At 63.7% G+C, this 15,694-nt stretch carries 17 protein-coding genes; 10 read left to right on the forward strand and 7 right to left on the reverse strand.

Translation table 11 applies throughout. The annotated features are described in order from the left end of the window. Positions 1-4: 4 nt before the first annotated feature. The 4 genes from LSG43_RS02020 to LSG43_RS02035 are packed head-to-tail and all read right to left on the reverse strand — an operon-like array spanning position 5 to position 3,709. The gene (locus LSG43_RS02020) at positions 5-1,066 is read right to left on the reverse strand and encodes a sodium:calcium antiporter (RefSeq protein ID WP_231800883.1); all 1,062 of its coding nucleotides are present in this window, start codon (positions 1,064-1,066) and stop codon (positions 5-7) included. A 2-nt stretch (positions 1,067-1,068) separates the two neighbouring features. Then, positions 1,069-2,061 (reverse strand): cytochrome c oxidase subunit II, encoded by a 993-nt coding sequence (locus LSG43_RS02025; protein WP_231800885.1) that lies wholly within the window; start codon positions 2,059-2,061, stop codon positions 1,069-1,071. Next, positions 2,058-3,173: a c-type cytochrome gene (locus LSG43_RS02030; protein WP_231800886.1), complete on the reverse strand. Its 1,116-nt coding sequence runs from the start codon at positions 3,171-3,173 to the stop codon at positions 2,058-2,060. Before LSG43_RS02030 ends, LSG43_RS02025 begins: the two co-directional genes overlap by 4 nt. Continuing rightward, positions 3,173-3,709 (reverse strand): cytochrome c oxidase assembly protein, encoded by a 537-nt coding sequence (locus LSG43_RS02035; RefSeq protein ID WP_231800887.1) that lies wholly within the window; start codon positions 3,707-3,709, stop codon positions 3,173-3,175. The genes LSG43_RS02030 and LSG43_RS02035 overlap by 1 nt, the downstream gene beginning before the upstream one ends. 298 nt (positions 3,710-4,007) lie before the next feature. On the opposite strand from LSG43_RS02035, the gene LSG43_RS02040 reads away from it, so the two are divergent. Both LSG43_RS02040 and LSG43_RS02045 read left to right on the forward strand, forming a co-directional pair. Continuing rightward, complete coding sequence (locus tag LSG43_RS02040) at positions 4,008-4,769, forward strand: hypothetical protein (protein ID WP_231800888.1); 762 nt, start codon at positions 4,008-4,010, stop codon at positions 4,767-4,769. Continuing rightward, positions 4,766-5,392, forward strand: coding sequence for a hypothetical protein (locus LSG43_RS02045; protein ID WP_231800890.1), 627 nt, complete (start codon positions 4,766-4,768; stop codon positions 5,390-5,392). The genes LSG43_RS02040 and LSG43_RS02045 overlap by 4 nt, the downstream gene beginning before the upstream one ends. A 43-nt stretch (positions 5,393-5,435) precedes the next feature. Here LSG43_RS02045 and LSG43_RS02050 read toward each other — a convergent pair whose 3' ends face one another. The 3 genes from LSG43_RS02050 to LSG43_RS02060 are packed head-to-tail and all read right to left on the reverse strand — an operon-like array spanning position 5,436 to position 7,431. After that, complete coding sequence (locus LSG43_RS02050) at positions 5,436-6,476, reverse strand: hypothetical protein (protein ID WP_231800892.1); 1,041 nt, start codon at positions 6,474-6,476, stop codon at positions 5,436-5,438. Continuing rightward, a complete protein-coding gene (locus LSG43_RS02055) occupies positions 6,476-6,901 on the reverse strand; it encodes a phage holin family protein (RefSeq protein ID WP_231800894.1) in 426 nt (141 codons plus the stop codon). Before LSG43_RS02055 ends, LSG43_RS02050 begins: the two co-directional genes overlap by 1 nt. Then, positions 6,898-7,431: a hypothetical protein gene (locus LSG43_RS02060; protein WP_231800896.1), complete on the reverse strand. Its 534-nt coding sequence runs from the start codon at positions 7,429-7,431 to the stop codon at positions 6,898-6,900. The genes LSG43_RS02055 and LSG43_RS02060 overlap by 4 nt, the downstream gene beginning before the upstream one ends. Positions 7,432-7,601: 170 nt before the next feature. Between LSG43_RS02060 and LSG43_RS02065 the strand changes: the two genes are divergently transcribed. The 8 genes from LSG43_RS02065 to LSG43_RS02100 all read left to right on the forward strand — a co-directional run bounded on the left by LSG43_RS02065 (position 7,602) and on the right by LSG43_RS02100 (position 15,692). Beyond that, positions 7,602-8,447: an ABC transporter ATP-binding protein gene (locus tag LSG43_RS02065; RefSeq protein ID WP_231800898.1), complete on the forward strand. Its 846-nt coding sequence runs from the start codon at positions 7,602-7,604 to the stop codon at positions 8,445-8,447. After that, a complete protein-coding gene (locus LSG43_RS02070; RefSeq protein ID WP_231800899.1) occupies positions 8,444-9,466 on the forward strand; it encodes a FecCD family ABC transporter permease in 1,023 nt (340 codons plus the stop codon). Before LSG43_RS02065 ends, LSG43_RS02070 begins: the two co-directional genes overlap by 4 nt. Continuing rightward, complete coding sequence (locus tag LSG43_RS02075; protein ID WP_231800900.1) at positions 9,463-10,539, forward strand: FecCD family ABC transporter permease; 1,077 nt, start codon at positions 9,463-9,465, stop codon at positions 10,537-10,539. The genes LSG43_RS02070 and LSG43_RS02075 overlap by 4 nt, the downstream gene beginning before the upstream one ends. Before the next feature lie 10 nt (positions 10,540-10,549). Then, positions 10,550-11,527 (forward strand): ABC transporter substrate-binding protein, encoded by a 978-nt coding sequence (locus LSG43_RS02080; RefSeq protein WP_231800901.1) that lies wholly within the window; start codon positions 10,550-10,552, stop codon positions 11,525-11,527. 58 nt (positions 11,528-11,585) lie between these two features. After that, the gene (locus tag LSG43_RS02085) at positions 11,586-12,551 is read left to right on the forward strand and encodes an iron-siderophore ABC transporter substrate-binding protein (RefSeq protein WP_231800902.1); all 966 of its coding nucleotides are present in this window, start codon (positions 11,586-11,588) and stop codon (positions 12,549-12,551) included. A gap of 29 nt (positions 12,552-12,580) precedes the next feature. Beyond that, positions 12,581-13,561 carry an ABC transporter substrate-binding protein gene (locus tag LSG43_RS02090; RefSeq protein ID WP_231800904.1) on the forward strand — a complete coding sequence of 327 codons (981 nt, stop codon included), beginning with the start codon at positions 12,581-12,583 and terminating at the stop codon, positions 13,559-13,561. Between the two features lie 43 nt (positions 13,562-13,604). Next, positions 13,605-14,612 (forward strand): ABC transporter substrate-binding protein, encoded by a 1,008-nt coding sequence (locus LSG43_RS02095; RefSeq protein WP_231800905.1) that lies wholly within the window; start codon positions 13,605-13,607, stop codon positions 14,610-14,612. An 81-nt stretch (positions 14,613-14,693) separates the two neighbouring features. Then, a complete protein-coding gene (locus tag LSG43_RS02100) occupies positions 14,694-15,692 on the forward strand; it encodes an ABC transporter substrate-binding protein (protein WP_231800906.1) in 999 nt (332 codons plus the stop codon). Positions 15,693-15,694 lie beyond the last annotated feature (2 nt).

Genomic DNA, 15,694 nt, shown 5'->3' on the forward strand with positions numbered 1-15,694 from the left:
GGCTTCACCTGAGAAAGTAGAGAACGACAAGGCCTGCGCCGTAGCAGATGAACACGGCCACGGAATCGAACCCCATGCGCAGCACGGTTTTGTCCGCGCGCTCGGCCATGCCGATCAGGAACAGCGCCGTAAGGCCGATGCCGAGCAGGGCGCCGAACGCCGCAAAAGGGCCAACGCTGTTGAGCACGGGCTCGCCCTGCGCCACGAGGTCGATAACGAACAAGAGCCCCACATTGATCAGATTGGTGCCCAGAATGTCCGAGACCGCCAATGTGTAAAGACCCGCGCGCGCTGCGGTTACGGTGGTGCTGAACTCGGGAAGCGACGTCGCAAAGGCCAACAGGACAAACCCGACAAGGCTTCCGCCCAGCCCGGTCTGCTCGGCCAGCGCGCTACCGGTGCGCGAAAGCACGTATCCGGCGATCAGAATGACCAGGGCCAGACCCGCGGTGCGAATGACGAGATCGCGCAAGGATCGTCCCGAATATTGCGAGGCGTCCTGCTTTTCCGCTTCGATCTGCTGTTCGTTCAACCGGTGGTCGACCTCGCCCAGCCGCGCGGCAAGCCACGGTTTGCCGTTCGACTTGGAGAGCAGATAGATCGCGAAGGCGTATGCGACGGCGCTGATCCAGGCCCACGCACCGATCCCGAAAACCGAAACGTCTCCCACGACCATTCCGGCTGTCGCGATGGACAGCAAGAGCACATTGAGCCCGCCCTGGAGCAGAACGGTAGGATCGGGCAGGGACGACGTCAGTGCGCGCTTGCTGATCAGAATATCGATGATCGCAAGAATGACGATCTGTGCGGAAATCGAACCGAAGAGATTGTTGACGGCCAACGCCGCCTCCCCGGCTGCAGCCGAAGTGACGGTCACCCCGATTTCGGGAAGCGAGGTCACGCCCGCCAGCAGTACCATGCCGATTGCAGCCTGGCCGATGCCTGTCTTGTGGCTGATGGAGTTGGCCATCCGCGTGATGTGGGCGCCGGCCATCCACACGGCGACTGACGCGACCGCGAAGATCGCCAGATTGATCAGAAGATTGAATTGCGTGAAGTCGAACATGGCTAGTTCAGCCCCTCGAGATATCTGGCGAGATCCGAGACGTCCTCATCGCTGAAGATATCGTAGGCGGGCATCTTGTTTTCGGGCTTGATATGCTGGTTGTCGACGATCCAATCCGCGAACGCCTCGGCATCGTTGGGGAGCGTTGCGGCGGCCAGCGAACGGCGCGCGCCCACATGGGTCAGGTCCGGGCCGATGGTGCCCTCGGCAGCGGTGCCGCGCACCGTATGGCATGCGCCGCATCCCGCCGCGAAAAACAGGTCTCGGCCCCGGGTTTCGGCTTCGCCTTCCGGCTCCTCGGCTGGCCGCGCCTCGGCGGCGAGCCAGGCCTCGAATTCCTCGGGCGACTGCGCGATGACGAAGAAACTCATCAGCGCGTGCGCGCCGCCGCAATATTCCGCGCACTGCCCACGGCTGACACCTTCCTCGGTCGCCGTGAGCGTCAACGTGTTGGTTCGTCCGGGGATCATGTCGAGCTTGCCCGCGATCCGGGGTGCCCAGAAGCTATGGATGACGTTCGTGCTCGTCAGCGCCACCTGCACGGGCTCGCCGACAGGCAGATGCAACTCGTTGGCGGTCTCGACGACCGTTCCGTCCGGCCGCTCGTAGGTAACGCGCCACCACCACAGCTCGCCTTCAACGGAAATCTTCAATCCGTTCTGTGCGCGCTCGGGAGCGGCGCCAGCCCCGAGGGCGATGAAGCCATAGACCAGCAGGGTCGACAGGACGACGACCGGGAACCAGATGCCTGCGGCCGTGACAAACCATTCGCGCGCGAGAAGCTTTCGTGCCCGTTCGCCACCGAAGATCGAAACGCTGGCAGCGATGAGGACGGCAATGAAGATGAGCGTGCCCCCCGCCGTCATCACCCAGAAAAGGACATTCGTGCGTTCCGCTTCGACACCCATTGGCGCGAAAGCGGACTGGATGTTTGAGCAGCCTGCCAGTGCGGCAGGGGCAACAATGGCCGGAACGGCTCTCTTTAAAAACCTCATTGCCCCGCATCCTCCGCCGCGAGCGAAGCGAAAAAGGCGCTGACAGCGTCGATGTCCTCGGCGGACATGCGTTGCGCGACTTCGGCCATGATCGCGCCATATCCCGAGCGGCTCCGGCCGCCCTCGCTCCAGAGGCGCAGTTGCGCGGAGGTGTAGTTTGCGGGCTGCCCGGCAAGGAGGGGGAAGTCCGCGTTGTTCCCGCCATGGCAGGACATACAAGCCGGTACGTCCTCTTCGGGCAGACCCGAAAGCGCGATCTCACGCCCGCGCGCGACCTGGTTTTCGGGAAATTGCCAGTCACGCGCAGGGGGTGCCAGCTCGGCATAAAAGGATGCGAGTTCGGTAATCTCTGTGTCCGTCATCTCGTGCGCGACGGGCTCCATGATGCCGCTGGGCCGGACATGATCGCGATATTCGCGCAGCGCACGGACAAGATAGTCCCGCGATTGGCCGTGGAGGACCGGAACGAACGTGCCAAGGGGCGGGCGGTCCGCGTCGCCATGGCATCGCACGCAGTTCTCGAGCTGCGCGACCGCCTCGCCGGTTTCACCTTGCCCTGCTGCGGGCAGGGGCTCGAATGCCGCGGCGCCCTCTTGGTTGAGATGCTCGAGAAAGGCCACGACCGACCAGACTTCGTCGTCGCGGCTCTCGGCCGGCCACGCGGGCATGCCGGTATATTTCATGCCGTTGTGAACGATCCAGAACAGCTCCTTGGCGCTGTAATCGTCCGCCGCGTAGGTCAGGTCCGGCGGCTCGGGCAGCATATGATCGTAGATCGGATTGTTTTCCGAGCCCGGCGCGCCATGGCACTCGATGCACGCGCTTCTGACATGTTCGCGGCCGAGGGCAGCCCGATCGCCATCGCGAAAATCCGATGGGATGACGACGCCACTGGCGGATGCCTCGATCGACTGGTCCCGTGTCGTCGCGATCAGCCAATCGGTGATCGTCCAGTGTTCGGCGCGTGCGCTGATGTTATAGACGCCCGACCACACAAAGATCGTACCGGCCACCAATAACACGCCCGCAAGAATACCCGCCGCGATGCCGATGCGTTGCCAACGCGTCAACGGCTTGACGAGCGCGGGTTTGTTTTTGTCTTCCCCCGCCATTACGCCCTCGCCTCGAGCGCCATGAACCACCGCGCCGCGATGACCACACCGGCAAGAACATAGCTGAGCGGGCAAGCGACGACCATGATGAGCCCCGCCAGGTGCTGATCGGCGAGCGCCGCCTCGATATCGAGCGCGGTATGCGTCATCCCGGCATAAACCTGGCGCGGCGCGAACACGAGCAGTATGCCCAAAAGGCAAAACAGCTTGCCCGATATCAGAAGCGCGAAAATGGCGCGCCATCCCCCTTCCTGCGGGACCGAGAACACCGCCGCCCAGAACCACGCCGCGGCGAGGACGAGGCTCACATGCATGAGGATCATCAGCGCCGGGGCATGCATCGCAGCTGCAAGTACGGGTGGGGCATGCCACCCCCAGAGCAGCAGGAGCTGCACTGCGGTCGCCAGTGGCCAGCTGCGCCAGATGGGGAAGTCGAATGTGCCGCGTGCGGCACCGATCCCCAGCGGCACCAGAAAATTCATCAGCACAATATGCAGGGCCATATGCTGGCTGAGATGACCGAATTGCTCAAACAAAGCCTGTCCCGCCAAATGTCTCGTGTGCAACAAAAATCGGCTTTGAGGGTAGAGTCCTGGAACCCGAAAAAGGTTCCAACTTTTGCTCGCCTGGTGGCTAACGGGGAAACCGGGAAAAGCGTGTTCCCCGGCCGACTGGCCGGATCGGGCCGGAACTTCCCCCGGCGTCTTGGCTTCTAACCCAGGTAGTCCCGGGCCGGCGGCTCCGGAACGGCGTCCATGCGTTCTCGTTGCGGCTAGAGGAAGCGTGCGGCATCCGCGTGCTTCCTCCCTGGTAAAACGAATGAAGGAGGCGGATATGACGTCACGGAATGAGATTGACGGCGCACTCGAGGAAGGTGACATCTTTTTCCTCTATTCGCCGGACGTGAACGAAGACGAGCCTGACCGCCTGGGCGATGTCCAAAGGTTCTACATGGCCCTGCGCCCGCGCGGCGGCAAACATGTGCGCCTCATGGTTGTTGGCCGCAAGCGGCTGCCGGACGTGACCGAGCACGAGCGCGAATGGGGTTTCGTCGACGCGGTTGAGCGTTCAGAATCGAATCTCGAAAAAACGCTGCGGGAAAAGCATTACGGCACTCAAACGCGGGGAGAACAGGAGCAACCCGCCGCCCGGCCGGCCGGTGAGGGCGTATATGCTGTGACGCTCGAAGACGGTCAGCTGCATCTCTCCTACGCACTTGAATTGCCCGAAGAGCCCGGCGAGGTTCAAAAGGCGTTCAACATCGCCCAGGAGGCCAGCTTCGCCCTCTCGGTCAAGAACCCCGAAAAAGGCAGCCCGAAAAGCGCCGGCCTCGATGAGGGCGGCAAGGCGGACTATCCCGAATCGCTGCAGGACGAATTCCGGGATCGCCGGTTCGCGCGCGAGGATGTCCGCCTTCTGGATTATGAAGGCGCCGAGTTCGTTCTCGTCGGGGCAAGGACAAATCCGCAACGCGCCTATGACATCGAACTGGAAACCGAGGATGAAACCGGCTCGACCCCGGACGTGATGAGCAAGCTGCGGATGGCCAAGTCGCGCCATCCCATAGAGCCGCTGTTCGCCGGGCGCTGGTCATGATCGATTGGATCGTTGCGCATGCCGATGTGATCAACGCCCTCGGAAGCATCGGCATGCTCATTGTGTGGATAACGTATCTGCAGGTGTTTCTGTATAGCTATCGCCGCCAGGTACGGCCGAAAATCGTGATCAACCGCGCGGCCGGCTCTGCACTCGATGCTCATTGTTTCGTGAGCAATATGAGTTCGGATGCGATCTATATCGAAAGTGTCCTGATCACGCTCGAGGTCGACGGGAAGACCTGGACCCGTGCGATAACGGATATCGGCGATGTGCTCGACGCCGGTGAACAGCCCGAGGATCCTCGAAGCAGGACGCACCAGCGGCCGCTCATGCCGGGAAGCTATTATGTCCTCGGCAGCTTCGACACGCTGATCAACAGCGTAGCAAAGGCCGAGTACGACGGAGCCTTTGCAGATGACCTGAACGGTCCGATCCATGCCGAAGTCATGATTATCGCGGACTACGCGTCCGAAGATCTTCCGATTGGCGCCAAGCGGAGGTTCAAGGCCGATTGGCGAGGCACCTACTGGTATCTTTATCCTGAAACGATACACACCACCCAGATCCGATCGCGCCGCAAACGCCGTCGGATCATCGAAATGATCGCAGATCATCCCTAGGAGGGTTTCAAGGCGCAGGCAGTCCGCGCCCGTTTTTCTATCGTTACCGGTCGGCCGCTTTTTCGTCCTCCGTGTCGGCCGCATCCTGTGCGTCCGAGGCGGTATCCCGCAGCTTCTCGTGCACCCGATCAGCGGTGTCGCGTGCGCGGTCGTGGAGCTCCCCGGCCGCCTCGCGACCCCGTTCGTAGAGGCCTTCGAGACCTTCTGCCGCGTCGTCAAAGGCACGGCGCACGGAATCCGACGCCTCGCCCAGGCTTTTGTCTTCCTGGCGGGTTTGCGGCAGGCTGCCCCCTAACAAGGCGCCAACGGCAAAGGCAATCGCCCCGCTCACCAGCGGCTGATCGTGCACAAAATCGTCGACAATGCCGCCGGCGTGCTTGGCCTGATCGGCCACCGCGTCCCCGGCACGAGTGGCTTGCGCGCCGAGTTGCGAAGACGCGGTCTGCAGCCGATCGCCCAGTTGCCCGGCGCCTTCTTCGAATTGCCGCCAATTGTGCGAGGCCCAGCCCCGGGCCCGGCTGATCCGTTGGCCGGCCTCGTCCCGGAAATCGGTGATCCTGTGCCCGGCTTCGTCGATAAAGCCCTGGAAGATATGTCCCGCCTCGTCGGTGAAATGACCGGCCCTGTTTCCGATCTCGTCGGTCAGCGCCTTGAACTTTCGTCCGGCCTGGTCGGTAAACGCGCTGTGGCGCTTGCCGTCCTCTGCATCAACGACCTCGACGCGCTGCAACCATGTGCCCTTGATGACGGCCACGGGATATTCGCATTCCTCGTCGTCATAGCCAGACGACTGGGTCACCCGGCGATCGGTCGGAACTTCATCATTCCCCGATGCAGGGCGCGACACGAGCCACGCGAGGCCCGCACCCACGAGGAGGACCGGCAGGGGGTTGGCGATGACGTTGCGTTTGACATTGTCGGCATACCCGGCCAGCGGTCCGTCCTTGGTAAATCGCAATGCCTCATCGATCAGATGGCCGGGAGAGAGGCGCGTGGACAGCTGGTCAGCCTTTTGTTCGATGCGCATACGGCGGGCATCGATTTCGCGTTCGAGTTGGCGCGATGTCTTGCGTTCACTTGCCATCAGAATCTCTCCTTTGCCGCTTCGATATCCTCGCGCAGCGTGTCGACCGTCCGGGTCAGTTTAAAATTGGAGTCCCTGATCCTCCCCACGCCTGAGGAAATCAGAATCCCACCGGCAAGTCCCACGACAATGCCCGTCGCAAGCGCGGAAAGCGCGTATGCGATCGCAGGGTCCAGTCCGGTCGTCTCGAGCCAGGCCCCCAGAGCGATCACGACTGCACCAAGCAGTGCGAGGAAACCGCCGATCGCCAGCGCCGCACCAACGGCTATGAACTGGCCCCCGCGCACGGCGCCCTGCAGGCGTTCGCCGGCTTCTGTTTTCGCGAGTTCGATTTCCTGCCGGAACAACGCCGCGACGTCCTTGAACAGGCCACTGACAAGCTCGGCGATGCCCGGGTCCCTCGGCGTGGGGTCAGGTGTCGTCATCGTCCATCGTCCTTTTCGTGCCCGCTACTGGATCGCTGAAGGCGTTGCGCGGAAGCGCTCGCAAAACGGCTGATCGCGAAGCCGGAAAGAGCTGCCAGTCCCAAAAAGGCGATGGGATGCTCGCGGCCGAACCGGCTCACATTGTTCATCGCGCGATCGACACTGGGGGATTGTGCGGATCGCGACAGGTGATTCAGCCCGGTGGTTAGGTCGCGGGCATAACGCTCTGCGACGTCCCGCCCCTCAGAGGCCAGTTCAGTCGCCGCGCGCTCGATCGCCTCCGCGATTCCACCGATCTGTTCTGTGGCCTGGGCCTTTTGGCCTTTGGCATAGTCGCCGGCGGCACTGGCCATGTCGTGCACATCGTCACGCGCCGCGCGCACCATGTCGTCGAGATCGTCTTTTGCCTCCTCGCGCGCATCCGAGAGATTTTCGCTCACCTTGCGTTTGATCTCGGCACTTTTGCGCGCGGTCCGCGAGTCACGACCATCGGACGCGCGGCGGCGGGATGTCGAGGAATTGGCCATCATACGTCTCCAGCTCTTGCTGAGTTTCCATCCGAATTAACGGAAGGCCGCGCTGGTCGTTCCCTATTAAGCGCGTTATCAGCTGCTGGGTCATATATTGTTGACTATTAAAGTCAGCTTTGATACGCCCGCTTATCGTGACAATCCTGGTCATAATTTGAGGGCGTTACGGCGTGGCGGCTTGGAACGAAAACGGTGCGGATACCGGAATCCGCTTGGCGGCAAGCGCGCTCTGCGCGGGGTACGATGGCGCGTCCATTCTTTCCGATATCGATCTCACAATCCCGACGGGCAAGATGAGCGTGCTCGTGGGCGCCAACGGGTCGGGTAAGTCCACGCTCTTAAAGACCATGGCGCGCATCCTGACGCCGTCCTCGGGCACAGTGCTGCTCGACGGCAAATCGGTGCATGCGGCCAAGACCCGCGACGTCGCGCGCAAGATGGGGCTCCTGCCCCAGGGGCCGATCGCGCCCGAGGGGCTGACGGTGCGCGAACTCGTAGCCCAGGGCCGCTTCCCGCACCAGGGGTTGATGCGCCAATGGACGCGTGAGGACGAGGACGCGGTCAACGCCGCCATGGCGACCGCCGGCATCACCGAATTCGCCGATCGGCCGGTGGACTCGCTTTCGGGCGGCCAGCGCCAGCGCTGCTGGATCGCCATGGTGCTCGCGCAGGAAACCGACCTTCTGCTGCTCGACGAGCCCACGACGTTCCTCGACCTGAAGGTCCAGGTGGACCTGATGGAGCTCCTGGCGGACCTCGCCCATGCGCGCGGGCGCACGCTCGTCATCGTGCTGCACGAATTGAGCCTCGCTGCCGCCTATGCCGACCATCTCGTCATGATGAAGGATGGCCGTATCGTTTGCGCCGGTGCGCCCGAGACGATCTTCACCGCTGAACGGCTCAAGCACGTTTTCGACCTCGAGGCGCGGGTGGTCCGCGACGCGGAAACCGGGCACCTCGTCTGCGTACCGCTGGGCGCGCACGCCCGGCGCAAGGCGTCGGTGCGCGTCGCATGAGCGCCGCGGCACACGAGCCCCAAGCCCGCATGCATTTCGCCGCCTTTTCCGGCGTGCCGGTGTTGCTCGGCATCACCGTTCTGCTCTTTGCACTCCATATCGCGGTCGGCGCCAAGCCCCTGCCGCTCGGCACGGTGCTCGAAGCGATCTTCGCGCGTGACGCCACCGTTTTCGATCACATGATCATCTGGGACCTGCGCCTGCCGCGCGCGCTGATCGCGCTGGCCGTCGGTGCATCGCTCGCGGTCTCGGGGGCCCTGATGCAGGGCGTGACGCGCAACCCGCTTGCCGATCCGGGCATTCTGGGCCTGATGGCGGGCGCCTCTTTCGCGGTGGTCGTCACGGCCTTCTTTTTCGGCACCGCGCCGCTCGTCTTTCTGCCCTGGATCGCCGCCGCCGGCGCCCTTGTTGCCGCGCTCGTCGTATATTTCATCGCCCTCTGGGCACCGGGTGGCGCGACGCCCCTGACGCTGACGCTGTCGGGCGCGGCGATAACGGCTTTCCTCAGCGCGATTATTTCCATCGCTCATCTGCTCAACGAGGATTCCTTCGAGAACCTGCGCGTCTGGCTCTCGGGCTCGCTCGCCGGGCGCGACATCGAGATGCTTTATATCACCGGCCCGTGGATCGCGGTGGGGCTCCTCGTCGCGTTCTCGCTCGCCCGGCAGGTGACCGCGCTCGCCATGGGCGACGACGTTGCCAAGGGGCTCGGGGTCAAGACGGGCTGGCTCAAGGCGCAGCTTCTGATCACTGTCGTGGTTCTGACCGCCTGTGCGGTCGCGCTTGCCGGACCCATGGGGTTCGTGGGGCTTGTCATCCCGCACGTGGTGAGGCTGTTCGTCGGCTCGGATTATCGCTGGATCGTGCCCTATTCGGCAATCCTTGGCGCTGCCTATCTCCTGGGTGTCGATATCATCGCGCGCATCGCGATAGCGCCCCGCGAGATTTCCACCGGCATCATCACAGCGATGGTCGGCGCACCGGTCTTTATCCACCTCGTTCGCATGAGGGCACGATGAGCACGAGCGCCGGCACCGCTTCCGACCATGTCGTCATCCGCTCGCGCGGCGAGCGCGTCGCTTTGCGCCTGCCGGTCCGCGCGCTTGTTGCGGTTGGCGTGCTCGCCGTGTTGCTTCTGGCCGTCATCGGCGTGAGCCTCACTGTGGGCAGTTACGGCATCGAGCTTGAAACGGTGATCACAACGCTGACCGGCACCACCGTATCGGACGCCATCGACAATGTCGTTTGGCAGTTCCGCTTCCCCCGTACGCTCGCTGCTGCGCTCGTCGGTGCCATGATGGCGCTATCGGGCGGCGCACTCCAGAACGTCACCCGCAACGGGCTCGCTGATCCGTCCCTCGTGGGGATATCCCAGGGCGCCGCGCTCGCGGTGGTCTTCGCGATCGTCGCTGCGCCAGGGCTCGATTATTCCTGGCGACCCATCATAGCCTTCTCTGGCGCGCTCGCCGTCGCCACGCTCGTTCAGGCGCTGAGCTACCAGCGCCGCCGCGGCAACAACGCGATCCGTTTCATTCTCCTGGGCATCGGCGTATCCGCCTTCATCTCCTCGATCACATCGGCGCTCTTGACCTATGGCGACATCGACAGGGCCATATCGGCGCTCTCGTGGCTTGCCGGGTCGATCAACGCGGCGAGCTGGACCGACGTGCAGATCCTCTTTGTCTGGTGTGTGGTCCTCTCTCCGCTCGTTCTGGGGCTTACGCGCATCATGTCGGTGTTGCGCATGGGCGAAGATACCGCGGTCGGGCTCGGCGCGCCGGTCAAATGGGTGCGCTATGCGCTTATCTGCGTCGGTGTCGGCTTCGCCGCCGCGGCGACCGCCATCGTCGGGCCGCTGGGGTTCGTGGGCTTGCTGGCACCCCACGCGGCGCGCCGGATTGCCCGTTCGGGCGTCGGGCTGCACACGGTTCTTACGGCGCTCTGTGGCGCGCTTCTTGTCGCGCTCGCCGACCTCGTCGGCCGCGCCGCGTTCGCGCCCATCCAGATCCCCGCAGGCCTCATCACCGCCATCATCGGCGTACCCGTCTTTGTCTACCTTCTGCAGCGGGCAGCCGCCAAATCGCATCTTTAAGGCCAATTCCATGAAACATACCGCGCCCAAATTCATCCTCGCCGCTCTCTGTCTCCTGCCAGCTTACTCTGCGCCTGCCCTGGCGCAGGAGTTCCCGCTCACCATCGAGAACAGGTTCGGCACGACGGTCATTCCCCATCAGCCCGAACGTGTCGCGACGGTGGACTACGCCGGTGTCGACAACGTGCTCGCGCTGGGGTTCCAGCCGCTGACCGCCCGCGCGTGGTTCGGCCCCTATGAGGACCAACTCTGGCCCTGGGCGCAGGATCTTGCGACGGTCGAACCCGAAGTGCTCGAGGGCGATCTCAATTTCGAGCAGATCGCATCGACCGACCCCGACATCATCCTCGCCCTGCGCTCGGGCATCACCCAGGCCGACTACGACAAGCTCTCGCTCATCGCGCCGGTCGTCGCTGTGCCTCCGGGACGGGGCGACTACGATCTCGACTGGGAAGAGCAGGCCGAACTGGCCGGCCTGGCGCTCGGCCGGTCCGAAGAGGCCGCAGCGCAGATCGCGGAGGTCAAGGCGTCCCTTGCCGCCGTCGCCGCAGCCCACCCCCAATGGCAGGGCAAGACCTTCGCCATGATGACCTATTGGGCGGGATCTGTGGGGCTTTATTCGGTGAGCGATTCGAGCGGTGGGTTCGTGTCGGCGCTCGGTCTGGTGCACCATCCCAGGGTAGCCGAGCTTTCGACGCCCGGCGAATTCTACATCGAGATCTCCGAGGAGATATTGCCCGAGATCGACGCCGACGTGATCTTCTGGTTCGCGGCCCCGGACTCCCCGGAAATCGCCGGTCTCGTCGCGCGCGAGGCCATGCGCGCGCCAAGGGAGGGCCGCGAGATTTTCCTTGCGCTCGATTCTCCTGCCAACGGCGCCATGTCGTTCGGTTCGCTCCTGTCGCTCCCCGAGGCCGCCGAACGGCTGGCTCCGATGATCGATGCGGCGATCGACGGCGATCCGGCGACCGAAGTGCCGCTCGACTGATCCACCAGCACCCGGGCAGGGGACGCATCCGCTGCCTTTAAAATTGAGGAGTTTTGAAATGATCCCTTTCGCAAGGATCGTTGTCCTCTGTCTCGCCGTCCTCGTGGCGGGGCGGGCAGTCGCGCAGGATTTCCCGCTCACCATCGCGCACAAATTCGGCACCACGACCATCGAGGCGCAGCCCGAACGCGTCGCGAGTCTCGACTATAACGGCGCCGACAACCTGCTGGCGCTCGGTGTCCAGCCGGTCACCGTCAAATACTGGTTCGGAGACTATCCCCGCGCCGTGTGGCCCTGGGCCGACGCACTGCTCGAGGGCTCGCCCGAGATTTTGCGAGGTGAGCTCAATTTCGAGCAAATCGCCGCCACCGATCCCGACGTCATCATCGCGCTCTATTCGGGCATCACCGACCGGGACTACGAGAAGCTCTCGGCCATCGCACCGGTCGTTGCGGTCCCCGAGGGCGTTGGCGACTACGAGCTCGCGTGGGACCAGCAGGCACTGATCGCCGGCCGTGCCATCGGCATGGAAGCCGAGGCCGAGGAACAGGTGCAGGCGATCAAGGACGAACTCGCCGCCATCGCCGGGCGCCATCCCGATTGGGCCGGGCAGACGATCACGCTGGGCACCGTCTGGGAGGACGCGCCCTATGTCTACACCGTCTCGGACCCGCGGGTGCAGCTGCTCAACCAGCTCGGCTTCGCAAATCACCCGGAGGTCGAAGCGCTCTCGAGCCCCGGTGAATTCTCCGTCGAGATATCCGCCGAGCGTCCGGAAGTCTTTGACGCCGACGTTTTGATCTGGTTCGCCGACGAAGGCGTCGAACCGATCCGGAGCGCCATCTTCCGCCCCACGCTCACCGCCGTCCAGGAAGGCCGCGAGGTTTTTCTCGGGCCGCTCGTCACGAGCGCTTTGAGCCATACATCGCTCCTGAGCCTGCCATACGCCTTCGAGGTGCTCGAGCCCTCGATCGAATTGGCCATCGACGGCGACCCGGCAACGGAAGTGCCGGTGTCTCAATAGCGGCCCACCGAGAAAGCAAGGGGACGACCATGAAGTATTTCAAATGGACTGCAGGTGTCGCGCTCGCGCTGGCCGCTCTTGCGGCCCCGGCCGCGGCGCAGGACTTTCCGCTCACCCTCGAGCATAAATTCGGCACCACCATTATCGAACAAAAGCCCGAGCGCGTCGCGAGCATCGATTATGGCGGCATCGGCAATCTCCTTGCCGTTGGCGTATCGCCCGTTACCGTGCGCCAATGGCGGGTGATGGACGGGTTCGAACATACCGCCGGCCCCTGGGCCGAGCATCTCCTGACCACCGAACCGGTCGTGCTTGACGGCGATCTCGATTTCGAGGCGATCGCCGCCACCGACCCCGACGTAATCGTTGCGCTCTATTCGGGGATCGAGGCTGCGGACTATGAAAAGCTCAGCCTGATCGCCCCCGTGGTCGCTGTGCCGGAGGGCGTGAGCGATTACGGGCTCACCTGGGAGGAGCGCGCCCGTCTCGTCGCACGGGCCCTGGGGGAGGAAGCCGAGGCCGAGCGCCAGATCGCCGCCATCCAAAGCAGCCTTGCCAACATCGCCGCGTCCCACCCTGAATGGGCGGGCATGACCGCAGTCCTCGGCGGTTTTCGCGACGGCGCGCCGTTCGCCTATACCGAATACGACGTCCGCGCGCAGTTCCTCTACCAGATGGGCTTCGTGCCCACCGGGGCGATGGCGGAGTTGTCGGACCCGGACGGGTTCTGGCTCGATCTCTCGCCCGAACAGCTCGACGTCATCGATGCCGACGTCGTCGTCCACTACGACACCGACGACGAAGTCGCGGTTTCGCTCGAGGAACCGGCCCGCGTCTTCCTCCGGGCTTATGAAACCGGCGGCGAAGTGTTTCTCGGCGACCTTCCGGTCGCCGCGCTCGCCCGCGTCTCGCTGCTTTCGATCCCGGTCGCGCTCGAAGCGCTCGTGCCCATGCTCGAAGCCGCCGCCGACGGCGACCCGGCAACTGAAGTCCCGGACGCCCGGCAGTAGACCTGGATTACAAATTCATTCTCCAACTCAACAGGAAAAGAACATGACTGCAGCCTTTGAACCTGCCCGGTCGTTGTTGACACTGGCCCTTGCGGCCGCCGCCGTTCTGGCGCCTGTCGTTTCGGCATCGGCCCAGGACTTCCCGCTCACCATCGAGCACAAATTCGGCACGACCGTCATCGAGGAGCAGCCCGAGCGGGTGGCGACGGTTGATGGCAATGGGGCCGACAACATTCTGGCCCTGGGCATTCAGCCTGTCACGATCGAGAACTGGTATGGCGACTACGAGAACGGGTTGTGGCCCTGGGCTTCCCCGCTCCTCACGAGCGAACCCGTCATGCTGGAGCGCGGCGATCTCAATTTCGAACTGATCGCCGCCGCTCAGCCCGATGTCATTCTGTCGCTCTATAATGCGCTGACACCGGAAGAGTATGAAAAGCTCAGCCTGATCGCGCCCGTGGTTCCGGTCCCCGAGGGTCGTGGCGACTGGAGCCTGACCTGGGAAGAACGTGCCCATTTCACAGGACTTGCGACCGGAAAGCTGACCGAAGCAGACGCGCAGATCGACGCGATCAACGCGCGCGCCGAGGAGATCGCGGCGGCTCATCCCGAATGGGCTGGAAAGACCGCCCTTATCGCGTGGATCTCCCGCGACGGCCAACTCGGGCTCTATTCGTCGCACGATGCGCGGCAGCAGCTTCTTATCCAGCTCGGCTTCCAAACGCCCGACGCGGTCGATGCGCTGGACGCGGCCGGCACCGCCTCGGTCAATCTCAGCGAGGAAGCCATCGACCTGATGAACGTTGACCTGCTGGTCTGGATCGATGGGGATGGCGATGTCAGCCCCATTATCGACCTTCCGGTGCGCCGGTTCATCGAACCGCATCTCAATGGCCAGGAAGTCGTCTTCACAAAGGAAGTGACGGGTGCTTTCTCGTACGGCTCGCTCCTGAGCATGCCCTACGCGCTCGATCGGCTCGAAACGGCTATCGAGGCGGCGCTGGATGGCGACCCCGAAACATTCGCCGATGACCGGCCCGACAATTGGTAGCGATTGCGGCCGACTGGTCCAGAACGCGTTTCCAGCGTCCTGCGCGCGCCCAAAAACCTAACCCTTCACTGGAATAGGCAAATGCATTTTTTGATAAAGCATATACTCGCCGTCGCCTTCGTGGCCTTCGCGCTTACGGCCCCCGCCGTGGCTGACGACACCCGCATCTTCGTCGACGACATGGGCCACGAAGTGGAAATCCCCGTGGCGCCCCAGCGTATCGTCTCCATGCGCGGCGAGCAGTTCGCCGCGCCGCTTATCGAGATGGGCGCCAATATCGTCGGCTCCACGGGCCGCACCGATCCGCTGCTCAACGATGGCAAGCCCTATATCCGTGGGGCCTACCACGCGCTCGACTATCGCTTCGGCGACGACGGTATCGTCTGGGTCGGCAGTCCCAACGAACACGATTTCGAGGCTGTCGCCGCGGTCGAGCCCGACCTCATCATCCTGCCGGACTTCTCCGCCGAGAGCTACGACAAGCTGGCGCTGATCGCCCCCACGGTCGTCATCAACATCTGGGGCCAGTCGATGCTCGAGCGCTACCGCAAGATCGCCAATATTGCCGGCACGCTTGACGAATACGAGCGCCTTCTCGCCCGCTACAACGAACGCCTCGAACGCGCCCGCGCGACGATCGCGGACGCCATCGGCGACCCGGCAAGCGTTTCGGTCGCCGTCGCCCACGGCGCCGAGGACGGGCTCAGGGTCTACCGCGATTACGGCACGCTGAGTCAGGTGCTGCGCGATCTGGGCTTTTCGATGCCCGCGATCATTGCCGAGCAGGAAGAGGCCAATTCGACATTGAGCCCCGAACTGATCGAAGAGATCGACGCGGACTTCATCATCGATACCTATTTCCCGGCCTTCGACCAGACCGTGAGCTCGGTGACGGCCGATTGGGACGCCATGCTCCCCAACTGGCGCGACCTGCTGCACGCGGGCCGGCACAACCAGTTTTTCATGATTCATCGCGACGAGATGCGCGCGGTCACGTTCCAGTCGCTCCGCACCACGCTCGACATCGTCGTCGCCAACATCGCCTCGCGGCCCTTCGTGCCGCTGGGCGCGGACAAATAAGG

It is taken from the genome of Pelagibacterium xiamenense (genome assembly GCF_021166475.1).
Classification (GTDB): Bacteria; Pseudomonadota; Alphaproteobacteria; order Rhizobiales; family Devosiaceae; genus Pelagibacterium; species Pelagibacterium xiamenense.

Excerpts from the sequence above, each read along its gene's own strand:
- LSG43_RS02020 (WP_231800883.1), bottom strand. The coding sequence starts at position 1,066 with ATGTTCGACTTCACGCAATTCAATCTTCTGATCAATCTGGCGATCTTC.
- LSG43_RS02025 (WP_231800885.1), bottom strand. The coding sequence starts at position 2,061 with ATGAGGTTTTTAAAGAGAGCCGTTCCGGCCATTGTTGCCCCTGCCGCA.
- LSG43_RS02030 (WP_231800886.1), bottom strand. The coding sequence starts at position 3,173 with ATGGCGGGGGAAGACAAAAACAAACCCGCGCTCGTCAAGCCGTTGACG.
- LSG43_RS02040 (WP_231800888.1), top strand. The coding sequence starts at position 4,008 with ATGACGTCACGGAATGAGATTGACGGCGCACTCGAGGAAGGTGACATC.
- LSG43_RS02045 (WP_231800890.1), top strand. The coding sequence starts at position 4,766 with ATGATCGATTGGATCGTTGCGCATGCCGATGTGATCAACGCCCTCGGA.
- LSG43_RS02050 (WP_231800892.1), bottom strand. The coding sequence starts at position 6,476 with ATGGCAAGTGAACGCAAGACATCGCGCCAACTCGAACGCGAAATCGAT.
- LSG43_RS02055 (WP_231800894.1), bottom strand. The coding sequence starts at position 6,901 with ATGACGACACCTGACCCCACGCCGAGGGACCCGGGCATCGCCGAGCTT.
- LSG43_RS02060 (WP_231800896.1), bottom strand. The coding sequence starts at position 7,431 with ATGATGGCCAATTCCTCGACATCCCGCCGCCGCGCGTCCGATGGTCGT.
- LSG43_RS02070 (WP_231800899.1), top strand. The coding sequence starts at position 8,444 with ATGAGCGCCGCGGCACACGAGCCCCAAGCCCGCATGCATTTCGCCGCC.
- LSG43_RS02075 (WP_231800900.1), top strand. The coding sequence starts at position 9,463 with ATGAGCACGAGCGCCGGCACCGCTTCCGACCATGTCGTCATCCGCTCG.
- LSG43_RS02080 (WP_231800901.1), top strand. The coding sequence starts at position 10,550 with ATGAAACATACCGCGCCCAAATTCATCCTCGCCGCTCTCTGTCTCCTG.
- LSG43_RS02085 (WP_231800902.1), top strand. The coding sequence starts at position 11,586 with ATGATCCCTTTCGCAAGGATCGTTGTCCTCTGTCTCGCCGTCCTCGTG.
- LSG43_RS02090 (WP_231800904.1), top strand. The coding sequence starts at position 12,581 with ATGAAGTATTTCAAATGGACTGCAGGTGTCGCGCTCGCGCTGGCCGCT.
- LSG43_RS02095 (WP_231800905.1), top strand. The coding sequence starts at position 13,605 with ATGACTGCAGCCTTTGAACCTGCCCGGTCGTTGTTGACACTGGCCCTT.
- LSG43_RS02100 (WP_231800906.1), top strand. The coding sequence starts at position 14,694 with ATGCATTTTTTGATAAAGCATATACTCGCCGTCGCCTTCGTGGCCTTC.